Below are 16758 nucleotides of genomic sequence, written 5' to 3'. Positions count from 1 at the left end.
TTTCTCCACAAAGAGGGCGGGGTTGCTCTCTTCAGGGTAGAAATAGCGCGACTTCCCGCCAATGCGGCGACATTGCGCCTCTGCGGTGATCGATTGCGTTTTCCGGGGCCGGACCGGCGATCCGTTACGCGGGCCTTGACGTGATCAGGCGGGTCAGCACGATCGAGCTCTTGGTCCGCACCACGAAAGGCTCGGCGGCGATGCGCTCGATGACCTGCTCGACGTGGCGCACGTCGGTGGCCCTGATGTGCAGCAGCGCGTCGGCCTCGCCGGTGACCGTGCAGGCCGCGACGACCTCCGGCAGGCGGGCCACCGCGATCGCGATGGCGCTCGGCGAGGTCTTCCCCTGGCAGAACAGTTCCACATACGCCTCGGTGGTCCAGCCGAGGGCGGCCGGTTCGACCTGGGCGGTGAACCCGGTGATCGCCCCCGTCTGCACCAGCCGGTCGACCCGTCGTTTCACCGCCGGGGCGGACAGCCCGACCTGCCCGCCGATCTCGGCGTAGGTAGATCGGGCATCCTCGACCAGGGCCCCGATGATGGCCCGATCCAACTCGTCCAACTTCACGCCCCCTGTATACCGCCCTCCCCTGCCGTCTCCGGCACTAGGTGGGTCACCGGGGGCGTCCGCCGAGCGCCGTTCCCGGAAACGGCGCTCAGAACGTTCCATTCACCAGCGGGAGACCAGATCGTCGAACTCGCCCGACTTGACCGCCCGCAGGAAGGTGGCGACGTCCGCGCTGCTGAACACGAGCGCGGGACCGGTGACGAACCGGGAGTTGCGGAAGGCGACCTCGTCGGTGGAGAGACGGGCCATCTCCACGCAACTGCCGCTGGGATTGCTATGGGTGCTCTTGCGCCACGTGGTGCCGCTCAGGTCGTTCGCGTTGGGGACGTGGTCCATCCTGCCCTCCAGGTTTCCTCGTTCTGGAGAGCAACACTATGCCGTGCACGTGCATCCGTGTTTGCAGTTGTGATTGCACTTGCGATTGCACGCTAAAGAGATCTGAGCACATCCTCCAGGAAGGCGGCGGTCTGCGTGACCGGCCTGGCCTCCACGCAGAGGGTGTTCATGACCTGCATGTAGCGGTCGACCTCTTCGGGTTTCTCCAGGTAGAGGGCGCTGGTGAGCTGCTCCAGGTAGACCACGTCGGGGAGCTCGCGCTCGTCGAACCGCAGGATCGTGAACGGTCCGCCGGCGGCCGCGTGGCCGCCCCGGTCGAACCCGACGATCTGCAGAGTCACATTCGGGTTACGCGTCATCTCCAGCAGGTGCTCGACCTGTCCGCGCATCACCTCTCTGCCGCCGAGCGGGCGGCGCAGCGCGGCCTCGTCCACGACTGACCAGAGTTTGACCGCCTCCGAGCCCTCCAGCCGCTTCTGCCGGGCCACCCGGAGCGCGACCCTGCGGTCGATCTCCTCGTCCGGGGAGTCCTCGTGGCCCAGCCTGATCACCGCGCGGGCGTAGTCCGGCGTCTGCAGCAGGCCGTGCACGAACTGGACCTCGTAGCTCCGGATGACGGCCGCGGCCTCTTCCAGGCCGACGTAGACCTCGAACCAGTTGGGCAGCAGATCGCTGTACTTGTGCCACCAGCCGGGGGTGTTGGCCTCCCTGGCCAGGGTGAGCAGGATGGCCCGCTCCTGGGGGTCGGTCAGGCCGTACATGGTCAGCAGGTCCGCGACGTCGCGTTCCTTGAAACTCACCCGGCCCAGCTCAAGGCGGCTGATCTTCGCGTGCGAGGCGCGGATGATGTGCCCCGCGTCGTCGGGCGAGATCCCCTTCGCCCGCCGCAACCGCCTCAGCTGCGCGCCCAGCAGGATGCGCAGGACGGTCGGACCACCACGCGAGTACGGGAGGACCCGAGGTTCCTCACCGGCTTCAGGCACCGCGTTCACGTCGACTCCAAGTTGGACGGACGATTCCCGGAACAGTGAACCATTGTCGCATTGCGGGCACGCCGCCGGTAGCCGATCTTCGGACCGACCTGACAACTCCCCGGTTACGAATATTTACCGGGAATCTGATGATGTACGTACCGATGCACGTGCATCCGTGATTGCATATGATGTTACAGGGAAGGCCGAAAGTTCACCTTCAGGGACGGCGATGACCGCACATCTGGCAGGCCGAGGAGCCGCGACTGTGCCCTCTTGGCTTATTCCGGAGTTCGAGTCGGTTGTGGGGCCTGACTTGAGCTGGCCCGCACCCGCCAGCTGCGCTCTGCGAGCGGGTGCGGGCTCTGCTTCGGTCGCCAGGCGGTTCGCCGTCCAGACCCTGCGCGAGTGGGGCCTGTCGCAGGTCGCGGATGATGTCCAGCTGGTGGTATCCGAGCTGGTCACCAACGCGCTGCGGCATGCCCTGCCCGATGAAACGCCCACTGGGATATCCACCGGGATATCCACCGGGGCGAGCGCCGGGGGCAGCGTCGCCCCCGTGCAGCTCCGGCTGATCAACCAGAGCGTGCACGTCGCCTGCGCGGTCCGCGACCCCAGCGAGCGGGTGCCGCTGATGTGCCCCGAGGATGACTTCGCCGAGTCCGGGCGCGGCCTGCTCCTGGTCCAGGAGCTGAGCCTCACCTGGGGCTGGACCATCCTGCGGGGCAACGGCAAGGTCGTCTGGGCGATCTTCACCGTCCCGGACTAGCGCCGGACCAGCTCCCGTTCCGGCGCCGGCGCCGCGTGCGCGGTCGCCGGGAGCAGCCGGTCCAGCCAGCCGGGCAGCCACCAGTTGGCCCGCCCGAGCAGCGCCATCGTGGCCGGCACCAGCACCATCCTGACCACGGTCGCGTCGATCAGCACGGCGGCGGCCATGCCGACCCCGGTGGTCTTCACCGTCACGTCCGGGTCCAGCGCGAAGCCGACGAACACCGCCACCATGATCGCGGCGGCACTGGTGATCACCTTGCCGGTGGCGGCCAGGCCGCGCACCACACTGCCCCGGGCGTCGCCGGTGGCGAGCCAGTCCTCCCTGATCCGGGAGAGCAGGAACACCTCGTAGTCCATGGACAGGCCGAACAGCACGGTGAACATCAGGATCGGCACCCAGCTGGAGATCGGCCCCCCGTGCGGCAGCCCGACCAGGCGCGCGCCCGCGTCGGTCTGGAAGACCACGGTGATCACGCCGTACGCGGCGGCCACCGAGAGCAGGTTCATGACGGCCGCCTTGAGCGCCACCACCGGGGCCCGGAACAGCACGGTGAGCAGCAGCAGGGACAGGCCGACCACGAACGCGACCACGATCCACAGCCGTTCGGCCAGGCGGTCGGAGATGTCGCCGAACCCGGCGACGTTGCCGGTGACCATGACGCCTTCTGGCAGTTCGGCGCGGAGCCGCCGGACCAGATCGGTGGTGCGCTCGTCCTGCGGGCCCGTGGTGGGTTCGAGGGTGATGACGGCCGCCTCGCCCTTGACCAGCGGCGGGGCGACGGCCTGCACGCCGGCCTGGCCGGGCAGTGCCGCGGTCACGGCGGGGACGAGGGCGGCGGGCAGGGCGATCACGATGGGGCCGTTGGCGCCGGGGCCGTACTCCTCGGCCACCAGGTCGTAGGCGACCCGGGTGGTGTTGCTCTCCGGCTGGCTGCCCGCGTCCTGCGGCCAGGTGCGCATGCCGAGCATGGGGGCGGCCAGGGCGAGCAGGACCACCAGGGCGGCCAGCGCGGACCGGATCGGGCGGGCGCCGACCCAGCGGGCCCAGCGTTCGGTCCTGGTCGGGCCGGTGCGGACCGCCGTACTGACCGGGTCGCCGGCCCGTTCGCGGCGGGGGAGCACCCGGCGGCCGGCCAGCCCCAGCATGGCCGGGACCAGGGTGATCGAGGCGATCATGACCGCGCCCACGGTGGCGAAGGTGGCGTACGCGAACGAGGCGTACACCGGCAGCGTGGACAGGTTGAGGCCGAACAGCGAGACCAGCACGGTCAGCCCGGCCACCAGCACCGAGGAGCCCGCGGTCGCGGTGGCCTCGGCCGCCGCCTCGCGCGGCGACAGGCCGCGGCGCAGCCCCTCGACGTGCCTGCTGACCAGGAACAGCGCGTAGTCGATGCCCACGCCGAGCCCGACCATCGACGCGATGGTGGGCGCGGTGGAGGAGACGTCGGTCAGCGCCGCCAGCAGCGTGATCAGCGAAGTGCCCACGCCCAGCCCCATCAGGGCCACCAGGATGGGCAGTCCGGCGGCGACCAGCGAGCCCAGCGCCGCCACCAAGATGATCAGCGCCGCGATCACGCCGACCGCCTCGGCGGAGCCGCTCGGCGCGGAGAAGTTCTCCGGCACCTCGCCGCCGAGCGCCACGGTGAAGCCCGCCTTCTCGGCCGGGCCGACTGCGGCGCGCAGCGCGTCCACGCCCTCGGATCCGGCGAAGTCGGTCACCGGGATGCGGTAGCCGACCGCGATCAGCGCGGTGTCGCCGTCCGCCGACAGGCGCGGCGGGGCGACCATCGCGACGCCGCGCAGCTGCTTCAGCCGGGCCGCCAGCTCGGTCAGCAGCGGCTCTGGCACTGCCTGGTCGCCGTGCACCACGACCCGGGCGGACGCGCCGGACAGCTCGGGGAAGTGATCGGCCAGATAGGCCGTGCCGACCTGGAAGGGAATGCCGGGGATCGAGTAGTCGTCATGCGTGTCGCCGCCCGCGACCCCGGCCACGCCGACGGCGGCGACCAGGGCGAGGAGCCAGGCGAGCAGCGTGCGCCACGGATGGGCCGCGGACGCGCCGCCGAGGCGGCCGAGAAGACGTGCCATGGGGGTGTCCTTTTCATCAGGTTGCACCCCTACAGTCGGTCAGCCCTCTTGCCCGCCTCTTGGGGCCGGCTTGGAGCCCACTCCGCGGGCCGCCTCCTCAGCCTCCGCCGCCCACACCCGCGCGCCGTACCTGCGCGCGATCTCGGCGGCGTGCCGGTAGCTCTCGGCCGCCTCCTCCGGTTGCCCGGCGGCGAGATAGAGATCGCCGAGGGTGTGCGCGATCGGCCGGGAGGCCACCGACATCGACGTGCTCCCCGGCAGGACGTCCCGGATCGGGAGCAGCACCTCGATGATCTCGGTGATCTCGGCGGGGGTCCCGAGCCGCGCCGTCGCCAGCCCGCGCATCGCCGCGTAGGTGGTGTAGTAGAAGTCGCGGCGCAGCTCCCGCCCGCGCGCCCTGGCCTGTCTGGCCCGCTCGACCTGCCCGTCCTCGAGCAGGCACAGGGCCACGATGTCGGCCGCGATCGGCCCGTGCACCTCGAACAGCAGGTCCGCGACGGGGATGTACTCGCTGAGCCGCCCCTGGGCGAACCTGATCGTGAACACCGAGAACACCTGCGCCCGGTCGGCGTGGATAGAACCGGCTCGGGACAGCGTGGCGAAAGCCTCGTTGTAGAGCCGCTCGGCCTCCTCGTACCGCCCGGACACCTGGACCAGCATGGCTTCCGCGACCATGCCGACCTGCCGGGCCTCCACCATCTGGTACGACTTCGCGATCTCGTGGGCCCGATCGAGGTGCCGCCGCATCGCCGGGATGTCCGCCAGCAGGCAGCACGCCCGCGCGGCCACGAACTCGCCGTACCAGCGGTAGGCGACCAGGTCGTGGGCGACGCCGATCTCGGCGAGCCGTTCGCCCAGCTCGATCACCCGGTGCGGGCCGGACTCGAAATGGCACCGCCTGATCTGCGCCACCAGACTGATGGCGTGCGCCGCCGGGTCGTCCAGGGTCTCGGCCAGCGCGGCCAGTTCGGCCACGGCCACGCCGGCCCGCGGATCGCTCTCGCCGTCGAGTTCGGCCACCACCATCTCCAGCAGGCGGCAGCGCGTCAGCGGCTCCAGGTCGTCCCGGCGCAGCAGCCGCGCCAGCAGATCGAGCGTGCGCTCGTCCACCACCCCGTACGGCTTGATCTGCCAGGGCGTGGCCTCGGTCCAGCAGGTGAACGCGATGATCAGCAGATCGTCGCGCCCGGTCTCCTGGGCCAGGTCGATGGCCCGCTGCCGGGTGTCGCGGGCCCCGGTCACGTCGCCGGACAGCACCTGCGCCCGGACCAGCCGCCCGAGCAGGTCCACCCGGCGCGCGTCCCGGTCGCCTGCGTCGCCGGGGACCCGGTCGAAGCAGTCCAGCGCCTGGGCCAGCAGGCCGGCGGCGGTGTCGTGGGCATACCTGCGGGTGGCCAGTTCGGCGGCCCTGATCGAGTAGTCCATGGCCCGCTCGGCGGTGGCCGAGGTGGCGGCGCGGGCGTAGTGGTGGGCCAGCGCGGGCAGGTCGCCGGGGTGCAGCCGGGCGATCGAGTCGGCCACCCTGGCGTGCGTCCTGGCCCGCCGCATCTGGGACAGGTCCTGGTGCAGCGTGTCGCGGACCAGCGCGTGCGCGAACCTGACCCGGCCGGGAGAGGGCTCGGTCAGCAGGCCGGTGAGCACCCCGGCCTCCAGCGCGGCCAGCACCCCGTCCTCGTTGGCGTCGGCGGCCCCGACCAGGACCTCCACCTCGGCCTCCCGGCCTACCACGGCGGCCAGCCTGAGCACGCTGACGGCGGGCGCGGGCAGCCGGGCGAGCCGCCGCCTGAGCACGTCCCTGACCCCGTCGGGGACCGCGCCGAGCCGTCCCTCCGAGTCCAGCAGCCGGGCGCTCTCCCGCACGTAGAACGGGTTCCCGCCGGTCCGTTCCGTCAGCGACGCCAGGGTGTCCGGATCGACCGGCTTGGCGCAGATGTACGAGACCAGCCGCCCGGTGTCCTCGGCCGACAGGCCGGACAGCGGCAGCCGGATGGGGGAGAGCCGGGCCAGCTGCGCGAACGCGTCCTCCTGCGACTCGGTCACGTCGGACGGCCGGAACGCGGCCACCAGCAGGATCCTGGTCCCGGCCAGCTCCTCGGCCACGGCGGTGAGCAGGCCCAGCGTCTCTGCGTCGGCGCGGTGCAGGTCGTCCAGGATGATGGCGATAGCCCGCCCAGGACCGTTCCCGGTCCCGGTCCCGCCGCTCTCGCCGGTCATGCCGCGCAGCCAGGCGCAGACCGCGCGGTGCAGCCGGAACCTGCCGCTGGCGGCGTCGCCCTCGGCGGGCAGCTGCCCTTCGCCGAGCAGCGGCGCGAGCTCGGCCTGGTAGCCGCCCAGCGGCACGTCCCTGGTCAGCGGGCGGAGCGCCTCGATCCAGGCCCAGGCGGGCGGCGCGCCCTCGTCCTCGGGGCAGCGTCCGGCGGCGATCCGCCAGCGCGCCGGGTCGAGCCCGTCGATCAGCCGGTTGATCAGGGTGGACTTGCCCGCGCCCGGCTCGCCGCTGATCAGCACCAGGCGTGACTCGCCCGCGCCCGCGTCCGCGGCGGCCTGGTCCAGCACGGTCAGCTCGGTGTCCCGGCCCACGAACAGCGGCTCGGCCGGGCGGGTCTCGGCCGGGCGCGGGGCCGCCCGGCCCTGGGTCGCCGGACGCCTGGCCTCGGGGACCTGGACCGGCGGCGGGACGGAGGAGCGGGTGGCGGCGGTGAGCAGGGTGAGGTCCTGGTTGAGGATGGCCCGTTCCAGGTCGGCCAGCGCGGGACCGGGGTCCAGGCCGAGCTCCTCGGCCAGGATGTGCCGGGCCCGGCGCAGCGCGGCCAGCGCGTCGGCCTGCCGCCCGCTGCCCCACAGCGCCAGCGCGAGCAGCCGCCAGCTCTCCTCCCTGAGGGGGTGCCGCCGGGTGAGCAGCTCGGCCCCGGGCACCGCCTCGGTGGCGGGGGCGGCGCGCAGCGTCACCTCGACCAGCAGTTCCTGCGCGCCCAGCCGGATCTCGCCCAGCCGGACCGACTCGGCGACCGCCCACTCCTCGTCGGCCACCTCGGCGAACGCCGCGCCCCGCCACAGGCCGAGCGCCTCGCCGAGCGCCTTCCTGGCGGCGGCCGGGTCGTGCCCGCTCAACGTCCTGGCCTGTTCGGCCAGCCGCTCGAACCGCCAGGCGTCCACCGCGTCGGGATCCAGCCGGATGGCGTACCCGGGGGCGGCGCTGACCAGCACCTCGGCGGGGGCGCGCGGCGGCCGGTCGGGTTCCAGGGTGCGGCGCAGGTTCGCCACGTACGACTGGAGCGAGGCGGTCGCCTTGGCGGGCGGTTCGCCGCGCCACAGGTCCTCGATCATGCGGTCGACCGATACGACGTCGCCGCGCATCGCCACCAGGAGGGCCAGCACGGCCCGCTGCCGGGGTCCCCCGAGGGGGACGGAGAGCCCGCCGACGCGGGCGTCGAGCGGACCGAGCACCCGCAGGCGCACCGCCTGACTTGCCATCACCCGCCCAGCGTAGTACCGCGACGGCCCCAAGACCGTCCCAAGCCGGCTTCAAGACGACAGGAGCAGATTAAGGACCACACAAGCCAACGAAGGAGCTCGAAATGTCCACGCAAGCCCGCCCGTACGTCCAGGAAATGGTGATCATTCACCGGGTGTTCCGGCGCGAGTCCCGGCTGCTGCCCGAGGTCGTCGGCCGGGTCGCCCCCGGGGACGTGGCCCGCGCCCGGGTGGTGGCCGACTACTACCGCACCTACGCCGACGGCCTGCACCACCACCACACCAACGAGGACAACCTGCTCTGGCCCAAGCTGCTGGCCCGGGTCGACCTGGAGGCCGAGCTGGTGCTGCGGATGGAGGCCCAGCACGAGGTCGTCGCCGACACCATGGAGCGGATCGCCGCCCTGATGCCGGAGTTCGAGCGCACCGCCTCGCCGCACCTCCGCGACCAGATCATCGCCGAGCTGGGCAAGCACCGCGACGCGCTGGTCGAGCACCTGGCCGAGGAGGAGGAGCGCATCCTCCCGCTGGTCTCCGAGCACATCACCGTGGCCGAGTGGAACGCGCTGGGCGAGCAGGCCTTCCGGGAGATGGCGAACGACTCCGCCACCAAGAAGATGATCTCCCTGGGCAGCATCCTGGAGGAGATCACCCCCGAGGAGTACGCCCACTTCATGGCCGACAAGCCCGCCATCGTCAAGGTCATCTGGACCCTGTTCGGCAAGCGCGTCTACGCCAAGAAGGTCAAACTCATCCGTGCCAACTGAAAACGGCTCCCGTCACGCGGACGGGAGCCGTTCTTCGCACAGATTTCACCCTTGTTCGGCGTCCCCGGTTGCGGCTTCCATGACCTCTTCGGGGCTGGCCTCCAGGTCCTGTTCCGCGGCCGCCTGGGTCAGCGCCGACGCCTTGTCCAGCCGCACCCAGCTGGTCACGCTCTCCACCGAGAACAGCACCACCAGGTAGCCGGTCAGGATCGCGGCCACCCAGGTCAGCTGCCCGGCCGCGGCCCCGGCGCCGATCACCAGCAGCCGGACCTCCCAGCCGAGACCGGCCTTGAAGATCCACGCGGGCGGCCAGATGCTCTGCCTGGTCCGGTAGACGGTGTCGTAGGTGTGGTACCCGACGATGTAGATGAGTACGAACAGCAGCCACTTGGGCGTGCCCTCGGCCAGGCCGAGCAGGATGATGGTGAGGAACTCGGCGCCGCGCAGCAGCGGCGGGGTCACCCAGTCGAACCGGCCCAGATGGTCGCGCGCCGCGGTCGGCACCACCAGCGCCACCAGCACCAGCGACGGGACCAGCAGGATCACGCCGTCGGTGAGCACGCCGGTGACCGCCAGCGCGATCACCGCCAGCGCGGCGGCCAGCGTGGCCGGCACCGGCGGCAGGCCGCGCCCGAGGCGGCCCTTCAGCACGGCGACCAGCGGGCCGTCGTCGCGGTAGGCGAGCAGCCGCTCGGTCTGGATCCGGCGGCGCTCCTCGTCCGGGTCGGGGAGCGGGGTGACCTGCTGCGGTTGCGTGATCATGCCATCGACCTCAGGAGACGTCCGGTCAGGGTGTAGGTGGCCGCGACGCCGCCCCAGACGATCAGGGTGAGGAACGTCACGCGGGGGTCGAAGAACGCGGTGACCAGGGCGATGGCGGCGAACCGCTCGCCGATCGGGAACACGATCATCTTGCGGGCCCAGTGCACCGGCCGGAACCGCCCGGCCCTGGTCCACAGCCGGAGCACGGCGTGCACGCCACCGCTGCGGCTCAGCTTGCGGTTCTCCAGCGCCTCGCGGAGCGGCCGGTCGTCGGCCGCGGTCAGGTCCAGGGTGGGCAGCGGCACCGGCGGCTTGCGCCGGTTGGCGGCCCCGAAGGAGAAGTCCAGCAGGTGCTTGACCGACTGGAGGGCCAGCGCCACCAGGGCCAGCGTCCAGACGCCCTCGCCGTCGCCGAACTGGCCGGACACGGTCGCGCCGATGGCCAGGCCGACGAAGCAGGCGTATTCCTTGAACCGGTCGAAGGTGGCGTCCAGCCAGGCGCCGAGCACGCCGAACTGGCGCGCGTAGCGGGCCACCTGGCCGTCCACGCAGTCGAACACGAACGCGAAGTAGATCAGCACGCCGCCGGCCACGTAGCCGGTCCTGCTGCCGGTGGCGAACGCGCCCGCGGCCAGCAGACCCGTGAAGATCGAGATCAGCGTGACCTGGTTCGGGGTCAGCCCGCGGCGGGCCGCCCAGCGGGCCAGGAAACGCGAGTAGGTGCTGACGAAGAAGGTGGTGAAGAAGCCGTCGGCGCCCTTGACCGCGTTGTCCAGCCGGGCCCGGTCCTCGTTGAAGGTGGCCATCTCGGCGAGCGCGGCCTGGGTCTCCGCCGGGCCGCGCAGGCGGCGGTAGAACAGGTCGCGGCGGCCCCGCACGCCGACCGAGACGCCGCGCCGGACCAGGCCGAACACGAGCAGCTCGGCGACGTCGTCCTCCGGGCCGAACAGGTGGACCAGGTCGGCGAGCTCGCGGGCCACCTCGGCCAGCGTCGCCGCGTGCCGCTGCTGCAGGTGGATCGGGCCGAGCAGGGCCGCGTTCGGGCGGGTGACCGCGTGGTGGGCGGTGCCGACCGAGATCACCCGGCCGCGCCCGGCCCGGGTGCGCTGCGGCCGGCCCTCCAGCACGGCCGTCCCGATCTCGGGCTCGGCCTCCTCGATCGGCGGCGGCTCCGGCGCGTTCTCGTCCCGCTCCTCGCGCAGGATCAGCGCGATCGCGCCGCGCTTGGCCTTGGTCAGCTGGTAGATCAGCTCGTCGTGGAGGAGCGCGTCGGCGGGCAGGATGAGCACGTTGTCGGTCGAGTCCTGGACCGCGTCGGCCAGCGCGCGCAGATCACCGGCGACGTCGGCGCTCTCGGCCACCCGCGCCGGATAGCCGCGGTACGCCGCCGCGTCGGCGGGCCTGGCGATCGTGACGGGGTCGGGGTCGAGGTCGGCGAGCTGGCTGAGCAGCCTGCCGTACACGGTGGGGGCGCCGGGCAGCGACGGGAGCGGCAGGTCCGTGGGGGGGACGGGCGGCGCACCGGCCTCGGAACCGATCGGGCCGGGCGAGGAGCCCAGCAGGACCACGCGGGTCATGGCACCCTTTCAGGCGGGGGGTCAGTCGGGGCGGCGGTTACCAGGCGGCGGGTCAACCATCTGGTACGGGAAGCCCGCCAGCGCGCCAAAGCTTAGTGACCTTTCAGTTAAGCCGTCGCACCCCAGGTTTACCCCACGGCAACCCGATGTCCAAGCTGAGGACGCCTTTTCCGGCCCAGCTGGAGCCCTAATTATTACCGAAATTTCCCTATTTGTGACCCGGAGTAGCATGAGCGGGTGAGTCTTTACCGTGACGAGGGCGTCGTGCTTCGCACCCACAAACTGGGGGAAGCCGACCGCATCATCACGATCCTCACCAAACGCACCGGCAAAGTGCGAGCCGTCGCCAAAGGCGTGCGCAAGACCAAATCCCGCTTCGGCTCCCGGCTGGAACCCTTCACCCACGTGGACGTGCAACTGCACACCGGCCGCTCCCTGGACATGGTCACCCAGGTCGAGACCCTCCGCCCGTACGGCGAGGCGCTGGTCTCCGACTACCCCCGCTACACGGCCGGCATCGCCATGCTGGAGACCGCCGACCGGCTCACCCAGACCGAGAAGGAACCCGCGCTCCGCCAGTTCCTGCTGCTGGTCGGCGGGCTGCGCACGCTGGTGGACGGCTCGCACGAGCCCCGCCTGGTGCTGGACGCGTTCTTCCTGCGCTCGCTCGCGGTGGCCGGCTACGCGCCGGCGCTGGCCGAGTGCGCCCGCTGCGGCGCGGACGCGGTCCGGGCGTTCGCCATCGTCGCGGGCGGCGTGGTCTGCGGCGCCTGCCGGCCCGCGGGCGCGGCGGTCCCGGCCGCCGAGACGATCGCGCTCATGATCGCGCTGCTCCGCGGCGACTGGCCGGCCGCCGACTCGGCCGAGCAGCGCAACCGGGTCGAGTGCAGCGGCCTGGTGGCCGCCTACCTGCAGTGGCACCTGGAACACGGGATCCGGTCACTCCGGCACGTGGAGCGCACCGACTCCACACAGAACGCGCACGTTCCGCACACCTGGAGCTAATACCCTCGGGGCATGGTTCGCCCGCCCACCCCACACCAGTCAGGGGCCACTCCGCCCGCCATCCCGCGCATGTTCGTGCCCCGGCACGTCGCGATCGTCATGGACGGCAACGGCCGCTGGGCCAAGGCCCGGGGGCTGCCCAGGACCAAAGGGCACGAGGCGGGGGAGGCTTCGCTGTTCGACGTCATCGAAGGGGCGATCGAGCTCGGCATTCCGTACCTGTCGGCGTACGCGTTCTCGACCGAGAACTGGAAGCGCTCGCCGGACGAGGTGCGCTTCCTGATGGGCTTCAACCGGGACGTGATCCGGCGGCGGCGCGATGAGCTGAACGCGATGGGCGTGCGGGTGCGCTGGGCCGGGCGGCCGGGCCGGCTGTGGAAGAGCGTGATCTCCGAGCTGCAGTCCGCCGAGGAGATGACCACCGGGAACACCACGCTCACCCTGCAGTTCTGCGTCAACTACGGCGGCCGGGCCGAGATCCTGGACGCCGCCGTGAAGCTCGCCCACGACATCGCCGCCGGCCGGGTGAAGCCCGACCGGGTGAACGAGAAGGTCTTCGCCCGCTACCTGGACGAGCCGGACATCCCGGACGTTGACCTGTTCGTCCGCTCGTCTGGCGAGCAGCGCATCTCCAACTTCCTGCTCTGGCAGACCGCGTACGCCGAGATGGTCTTCCTCAACCGCCTCTGGCCCGACTTCGACCGCCGCGACCTCTGGCAGGCCTGCGAGCTCTACGCCCAGCGCGACCGCCGCTACGGCGGCGCGATCCCCAACGCCGTCTAGGCCCGCCGCCGCGCCCGGTAGGCGGCCACGTGCATCCGGTTCCCGCAGGTACGGCTGTCGCAGTACACCCGGGACCGGTTGCGCGACTCGTCCACGAACACGTGCGAGCAGTCGGGGGCGGCGCAGCTGCGCAGCCGGTCCCGCTCGCCCTCGACCAGCACGTGCGCCAGCGCCACCCCGCAGTCGGCGGCCAGATGCTCGGCCAGCGACGCGCCGGGCGCGAAGTAGTGCACGTGCAGCGGGAACCCGTCGTGCTGGGTCAGCCTGGGCGTGATCCTGGTCCGCCCGAGCAGCGTGTTCAGCCCGTCGATCGCGGCCGGATCGTCGGGCGCGGTGAAGACGTCGTAGAAGGCGCTCGCCAGCGCGCGCACCTCGGCCAGATCGCCGGGGTTCAGGAACTCCACCCCGCTGACCTTCCGGCGGAGCACGAAGGCGGCGAGCTCCTCCATGTCCGCGGGCGGGGTGTTGACCAGATCGACCGCCGTGGCGAGCGAGTACACCATGTCATGACTGAATGGCATGTTGACTCCTGTCGAGCCCCGTATTTAGCTTGTCCAGGAAGCGTATCCCCCCGGAAGCCTTCCTGCGCCCCTACTCATCGGCCCGTGCAGGACGCGCAGGTGCCGAAGACCTCCACCGTGTGGGTGATGTCGGCGAACCCGTGCTCGGCCGCGATCGCCTCGGCCCAGCGCTCCACGTCGGGCCCGGCCACCTCCTCGGTCCGCCCGCACCGGCGGCAGACCAGATGGTGGTGGTGCAGGTCGCTGGCGCAGGCCCGGTAGACCGCCTCGCCCTCGTCGGTGCGGAGCACGTCCACCCGGCCGTCGTCGTTGAGCGCCTGCAACGCCCGGTACACCGTGGTCAGGCCGATCTTCGCGCCGTCCGACCGCATCTCGGTGAAGATGTCCTGCGCGCTCCGGAAGCTCTCGCTCCGGCGGAGGATCTCGTGAACCGCGTCGCGGCTTCTGCTCATGATGTGGACTCCCGGGTACGGCTTCGCCGTACGAATCTACCGATCGCCAGGGCCACGGCGAACCCCGCGAGGGCGAGCAGCACGATCGCCGCGCCGGACGGCACGTCCAGGTAGAAGGAGGAGGTCAGCCCGCCCACCGTGGCGAGCACGCCGAACAGCATGGCCAGCGCCCTGGTGGCCCGGAAACTCCGGGTCAGCTGCTGGCTGGTCGCCACCGGGACCACCATCAGCGCGCTGACCAGCAGCAGTCCCACCGCCCGCATGGCCACCACCACGGTGACGGCCGCCACCACGGCGATCAGCAGGCCCAGGAACCGGGTCGGCAGGCCACCCGCGCGGGCCACCTCCTCGTCCTGGCAGAGCACGAACAGCTCCCGGCCGAAGATCGCCAGCACGCCCAGCACCAGCACCGCGAGGATCGCGATCACCAGCAGGTCCGACCCGGTCACGCTGGTGATCGCGCCGAACAGGTAGGAGTTGAGCGACGCCGTGCTCTCGCCCGGGGTCAGGTAGATCAGCATCACGCCGCCGGCCAGGCCGCCGTAGAACAGCAGCGCCAGCGCGACGTCCCCGCTGGTTCTGCCCCTGGCCCGGACCAGCTCGATGGCGACCGCGCCGAGCGCCGCCACCACCACGGCGGTCAGCACCGGCGCGGTCCCGGTCAGGAAGCCCAGCGCGACGCCGGTCAGCGCGACGTGGCCGATGCCGTCGCCGAGCAGGGCCAGCCGCCGCTGCACGATGAAGGTGCCGACGGCGGGCGCGGTCAGGCCGACCAGCACGGCGGCGACCAGCGCGTACCGCATGAAGTCCAGGGAGAGGAGTTCGATCACGTCAGAGATCCAGGTTCTCGGTGCGGCGCCCCGAGGGCGGCGTCCGACCAGCCGGAGAGCGCTTCCGCGCCGGCTTGGGGGGCGTGCGGGTGGACGTGGTCGTGGCCGGGCAGCGCGTGCGCGCCGACGGCGAGCGGGGGCGGGCCGTCGTGCACCACGCAGCCCTCCCTGAGCACGACCGCGCGGGTGATCAGCGGCTCCAGCGGGCCCAGTTCGTGCGCGACCAGCAGCACGGTCTTGCCGGCCTTGATCAGGTCGGCCAGGGTGTCGGCCAGCAGCCGCTGGCTGGCCGCGTCCACCCCGGCGGTGGGCTCGTCCAGCACGAACGCGTCCGGCTCCCCGGCCAGCGCGCGGGCGATCAGGACCCGCTGCTGCTGGCCGCCGGACAGGGACTGCACCGGGTCTCCGGCCCGGTCGCCCAGGCCGACCTCGGCGAGCGCGCGGGCCACCGCGGCCCGGTCGGCCGCACTGGTCAGCCGCAGGCGGCTCTGGCGGGCGATCCGGCCGGAGGCGACCACCTCGCGCACGGTCGCGGGCACCCCGCCGCCGACCGAGAGGCGCTGCGGCACGTAGCCGATCCGCCACCACTCGCGAAACCGGGCGGGGGGCACGCCGTACAGCTCGGTGCCGCCGCCGGACAGGGGGATCAGGCCGAGCAGCGCCCGGATCAGAGTGGACTTGCCCGAGCCGTTGGCGCCGAGCACGGCGACGACCTCGCCGGGCTCGATGGCCAGGTCGATGCCGCGCAGGATCTCGCGCCCGTCCAGGCTGATCCGCCCGGCGGTCATCCGGAACGCCGTCGCCGAAGGCGCGGGCGCCGCCTGGCCCGCGCCTTCGGACGGCATGTTGTGTGCGACAGGTGCGGTCATGTGCATCCAAGCGCGGTACGGAGGGTGGCGAGGTCGCCCCGCATCGCGGTCAGGTAGTCCCCGCTGGCGGGCTGGCTCTCCAGCGGATTGAGCACCGCCGTCTTCGCGCCGACCTCATTGGCGAGGACCTCGGCGACCTTGGGGCTGACGAGCTCCTCGGTGAAAATGGTAGTCACCTTCTTCTGCCGGGCGATTCCGGCCACCTCCGCCAGCCGCGCCGGGGAGGGCTCGGCGTCCGGGTCCAGGCCGCTGATGCCGACCTGTTCGAGGTTGTAGCGGCTGGCCAGGTAGCCGAAGGCGGTGTGGCTGGTGACGATCGCCCGGTTCGCGCAGGTGGTCAGCCCGCGCTGGAACTCGGTGTCCAGGGCGGTGAGGTCGGCGGCGGTGGCGGCGGCCCGCTCCCGGTATCCGGCGGCGTGCGCCGGGTCGGCAGAGGCGAGCCGTTCGCCGAGCTTGGTGGCGATGGTGGCGAACCGCTGCGGGTCGAGCCAGATGTGCGGGTCGTAACCGACTTCCTCGTGCTCTTCGTGGTCGTCGGGGTCCTCGCCGGCCGCGTGGTTGTGGCCGTGGCCGTCGTCGGGCCCGGCGGCGAGCGTGGTGACCAGCGACGCGGCGTCGAAGCCCCGGTCGGCGGCGTGCTGCTGGACGGCCTCGTCCACGGCCGGCTGCACGCCCCTGATGTAGACGACCAGGCCGGAACTCTGGATGTCGGCCACCTGACGGGGGGACAGTTCCAGGTCGTGCGGCTCGACGCCGGGCTTGGTCAGGCCTTCCACGGCCACGTCGGCTCCGCCGACCCGCTGCGCGAGCCACTGGAGCGGATAGAAGGCGGCGACCAGGTGCAGCGCGTCACCGGCGGCGGCCGATTGGGGGGTTCGATCGGTGGATCCGCAGGCAGAGGTGAGCAGGGCCACACCCGTGACCGCGATGAGACTACGCAAGCGCAAATTTCCGGACATCACGCTAGCGAGTATGAAGGAAAAT

The 16758-nt window shown here is 71.9% G+C and carries 16 protein-coding genes; 4 read left to right on the top strand and 12 right to left on the bottom strand.

Annotated features, from left to right (window positions below):
• Positions 1-124: 124 nt before the first annotated feature.
• The 3 genes from Acor_RS19275 to Acor_RS19265 all read right to left on the bottom strand — a co-directional run bounded on the left by Acor_RS19275 (position 125) and on the right by Acor_RS19265 (position 1887).
• Entirely contained in the window at positions 125-568 is a 444-nt protein-coding gene (locus Acor_RS19275; RefSeq protein WP_218034370.1) for an Lrp/AsnC family transcriptional regulator, read from the bottom strand.
• A gap of 102 nt (positions 569-670) precedes the next feature.
• Positions 671-904: a DUF397 domain-containing protein gene (locus tag Acor_RS19270; protein WP_155338072.1), complete on the bottom strand. Its 234-nt coding sequence runs from the start codon at positions 902-904 to the stop codon at positions 671-673.
• 92 nt (positions 905-996) lie between these two features.
• The gene (locus tag Acor_RS19265) at positions 997-1887 is read right to left on the bottom strand and encodes a helix-turn-helix domain-containing protein (RefSeq protein WP_246238790.1); all 891 of its coding nucleotides are present in this window, start codon (positions 1885-1887) and stop codon (positions 997-999) included.
• Positions 1888-2191: 304 nt separating this feature from the next.
• Here Acor_RS19265 and Acor_RS19260 point away from each other — a divergent pair, with 304 nt between their 5' ends.
• Positions 2192-2644, top strand: a complete 453-nt coding sequence (locus tag Acor_RS19260) for an ATP-binding protein (RefSeq protein ID WP_218034369.1) — start codon at positions 2192-2194, stop codon at positions 2642-2644.
• Here the strand turns inward: Acor_RS19260 and Acor_RS19255 are convergent.
• Complete coding sequence (locus Acor_RS19255) at positions 2641-4734, bottom strand: MMPL family transporter (protein WP_155338069.1); 2094 nt, start codon at positions 4732-4734, stop codon at positions 2641-2643. The genes Acor_RS19260 and Acor_RS19255 overlap by 4 nt on opposite strands.
• Positions 4735-4773: 39 nt before the next feature.
• A complete protein-coding gene (locus Acor_RS45490; RefSeq protein ID WP_155338153.1) occupies positions 4774-8208 on the bottom strand; it encodes an ATP-binding protein in 3435 nt (1144 codons plus the stop codon).
• A gap of 104 nt (positions 8209-8312) precedes the next feature.
• Here Acor_RS45490 and Acor_RS19245 point away from each other — a divergent pair, with 104 nt between their 5' ends.
• Positions 8313-8975, top strand: coding sequence for a hemerythrin domain-containing protein (locus Acor_RS19245; RefSeq protein WP_155338068.1), 663 nt, complete (start codon positions 8313-8315; stop codon positions 8973-8975).
• Between the two features lie 45 nt (positions 8976-9020).
• On the opposite strand, the gene Acor_RS45485 is transcribed toward Acor_RS19245, so the two are convergent.
• Positions 9021-9737, bottom strand: coding sequence for a DUF5941 domain-containing protein (locus Acor_RS45485; protein WP_155338067.1), 717 nt, complete (start codon positions 9735-9737; stop codon positions 9021-9023).
• Positions 9734-11314 carry a CDP-alcohol phosphatidyltransferase family protein gene (locus Acor_RS45480; RefSeq protein ID WP_155338066.1) on the bottom strand — a complete coding sequence of 527 codons (1581 nt, stop codon included), beginning with the start codon at positions 11312-11314 and terminating at the stop codon, positions 9734-9736. The genes Acor_RS45485 and Acor_RS45480 overlap by 4 nt, the downstream gene beginning before the upstream one ends.
• Positions 11315-11551: 237 nt before the next feature.
• Between Acor_RS45480 and recO the strand changes: the two genes are divergently transcribed.
• Together recO and Acor_RS19225 are read left to right on the top strand one after the other, a co-directional pair.
• Entirely contained in the window at positions 11552-12319 is a 768-nt protein-coding gene (gene recO / locus Acor_RS19230; RefSeq protein WP_155338065.1) for a DNA repair protein RecO, read from the top strand.
• A gap of 12 nt (positions 12320-12331) precedes the next feature.
• Positions 12332-13102: an isoprenyl transferase gene (locus Acor_RS19225; protein WP_155338064.1), complete on the top strand. Its 771-nt coding sequence runs from the start codon at positions 12332-12334 to the stop codon at positions 13100-13102.
• Here Acor_RS19225 and Acor_RS19220 read toward each other — a convergent pair.
• From Acor_RS19220 to Acor_RS19200, 5 genes are all read right to left on the bottom strand, one after another.
• The gene (locus Acor_RS19220) at positions 13099-13623 is read right to left on the bottom strand and encodes a CGNR zinc finger domain-containing protein (RefSeq protein ID WP_155338063.1); all 525 of its coding nucleotides are present in this window, start codon (positions 13621-13623) and stop codon (positions 13099-13101) included. The two genes, Acor_RS19225 and Acor_RS19220, sit on opposite strands and share 4 nt — an antisense overlap.
• A gap of 74 nt (positions 13624-13697) precedes the next feature.
• Positions 13698-14075 carry a Fur family transcriptional regulator gene (locus Acor_RS19215; protein ID WP_155338062.1) on the bottom strand — a complete coding sequence of 126 codons (378 nt, stop codon included), beginning with the start codon at positions 14073-14075 and terminating at the stop codon, positions 13698-13700.
• Entirely contained in the window at positions 14072-14905 is an 834-nt protein-coding gene (locus Acor_RS19210) for a metal ABC transporter permease (RefSeq protein ID WP_155338061.1), read from the bottom strand. Before Acor_RS19210 ends, Acor_RS19215 begins: the two co-directional genes overlap by 4 nt.
• A complete protein-coding gene (locus Acor_RS19205; protein WP_155338060.1) occupies positions 14902-15774 on the bottom strand; it encodes a metal ABC transporter ATP-binding protein in 873 nt (290 codons plus the stop codon). Before Acor_RS19205 ends, Acor_RS19210 begins: the two co-directional genes overlap by 4 nt.
• Entirely contained in the window at positions 15771-16715 is a 945-nt protein-coding gene (locus Acor_RS19200; RefSeq protein WP_246238772.1) for a metal ABC transporter substrate-binding protein, read from the bottom strand. The genes Acor_RS19205 and Acor_RS19200 overlap by 4 nt, the downstream gene beginning before the upstream one ends.
• Positions 16716-16758: the final 43 nt, after the last annotated feature.

Origin of the sequence: Acrocarpospora corrugata, from assembly GCF_009687845.1 — a bacterium.
Taxonomy (GTDB): Bacteria; Actinomycetota; Actinomycetes; order Streptosporangiales; family Streptosporangiaceae; genus Acrocarpospora; species Acrocarpospora corrugata.
Note: the sequence above shows the minus strand (reverse complement) of the source record. Positions and strands in the feature narration are given on the sequence as shown.

Coding starts and splice junctions, on each gene's coding strand:
- Acor_RS19270 (WP_155338072.1), bottom strand. CDS start 904: ATGGACCACGTCCCCAACGCGAACGACCTGAGCGGCACCACGTGGCGC.
- Acor_RS19255 (WP_155338069.1), bottom strand. CDS start 4,734: ATGGCACGTCTTCTCGGCCGCCTCGGCGGCGCGTCCGCGGCCCATCCG.
- Acor_RS45490 (WP_155338153.1), bottom strand. CDS start 8,208: ATGGCAAGTCAGGCGGTGCGCCTGCGGGTGCTCGGTCCGCTCGACGCC.
- Acor_RS19245 (WP_155338068.1), top strand. CDS start 8,313: ATGTCCACGCAAGCCCGCCCGTACGTCCAGGAAATGGTGATCATTCAC.
- Acor_RS45485 (WP_155338067.1), bottom strand. CDS start 9,737: ATGATCACGCAACCGCAGCAGGTCACCCCGCTCCCCGACCCGGACGAG.
- Acor_RS45480 (WP_155338066.1), bottom strand. CDS start 11,314: ATGACCCGCGTGGTCCTGCTGGGCTCCTCGCCCGGCCCGATCGGTTCC.
- Acor_RS19225 (WP_155338064.1), top strand. CDS start 12,332: ATGGTTCGCCCGCCCACCCCACACCAGTCAGGGGCCACTCCGCCCGCC.
- Acor_RS19220 (WP_155338063.1), bottom strand. CDS start 13,623: ATGCCATTCAGTCATGACATGGTGTACTCGCTCGCCACGGCGGTCGAT.
- Acor_RS19215 (WP_155338062.1), bottom strand. CDS start 14,075: ATGAGCAGAAGCCGCGACGCGGTTCACGAGATCCTCCGCCGGAGCGAG.
- Acor_RS19205 (WP_155338060.1), bottom strand. CDS start 15,774: ATGACCGCACCTGTCGCACACAACATGCCGTCCGAAGGCGCGGGCCAG.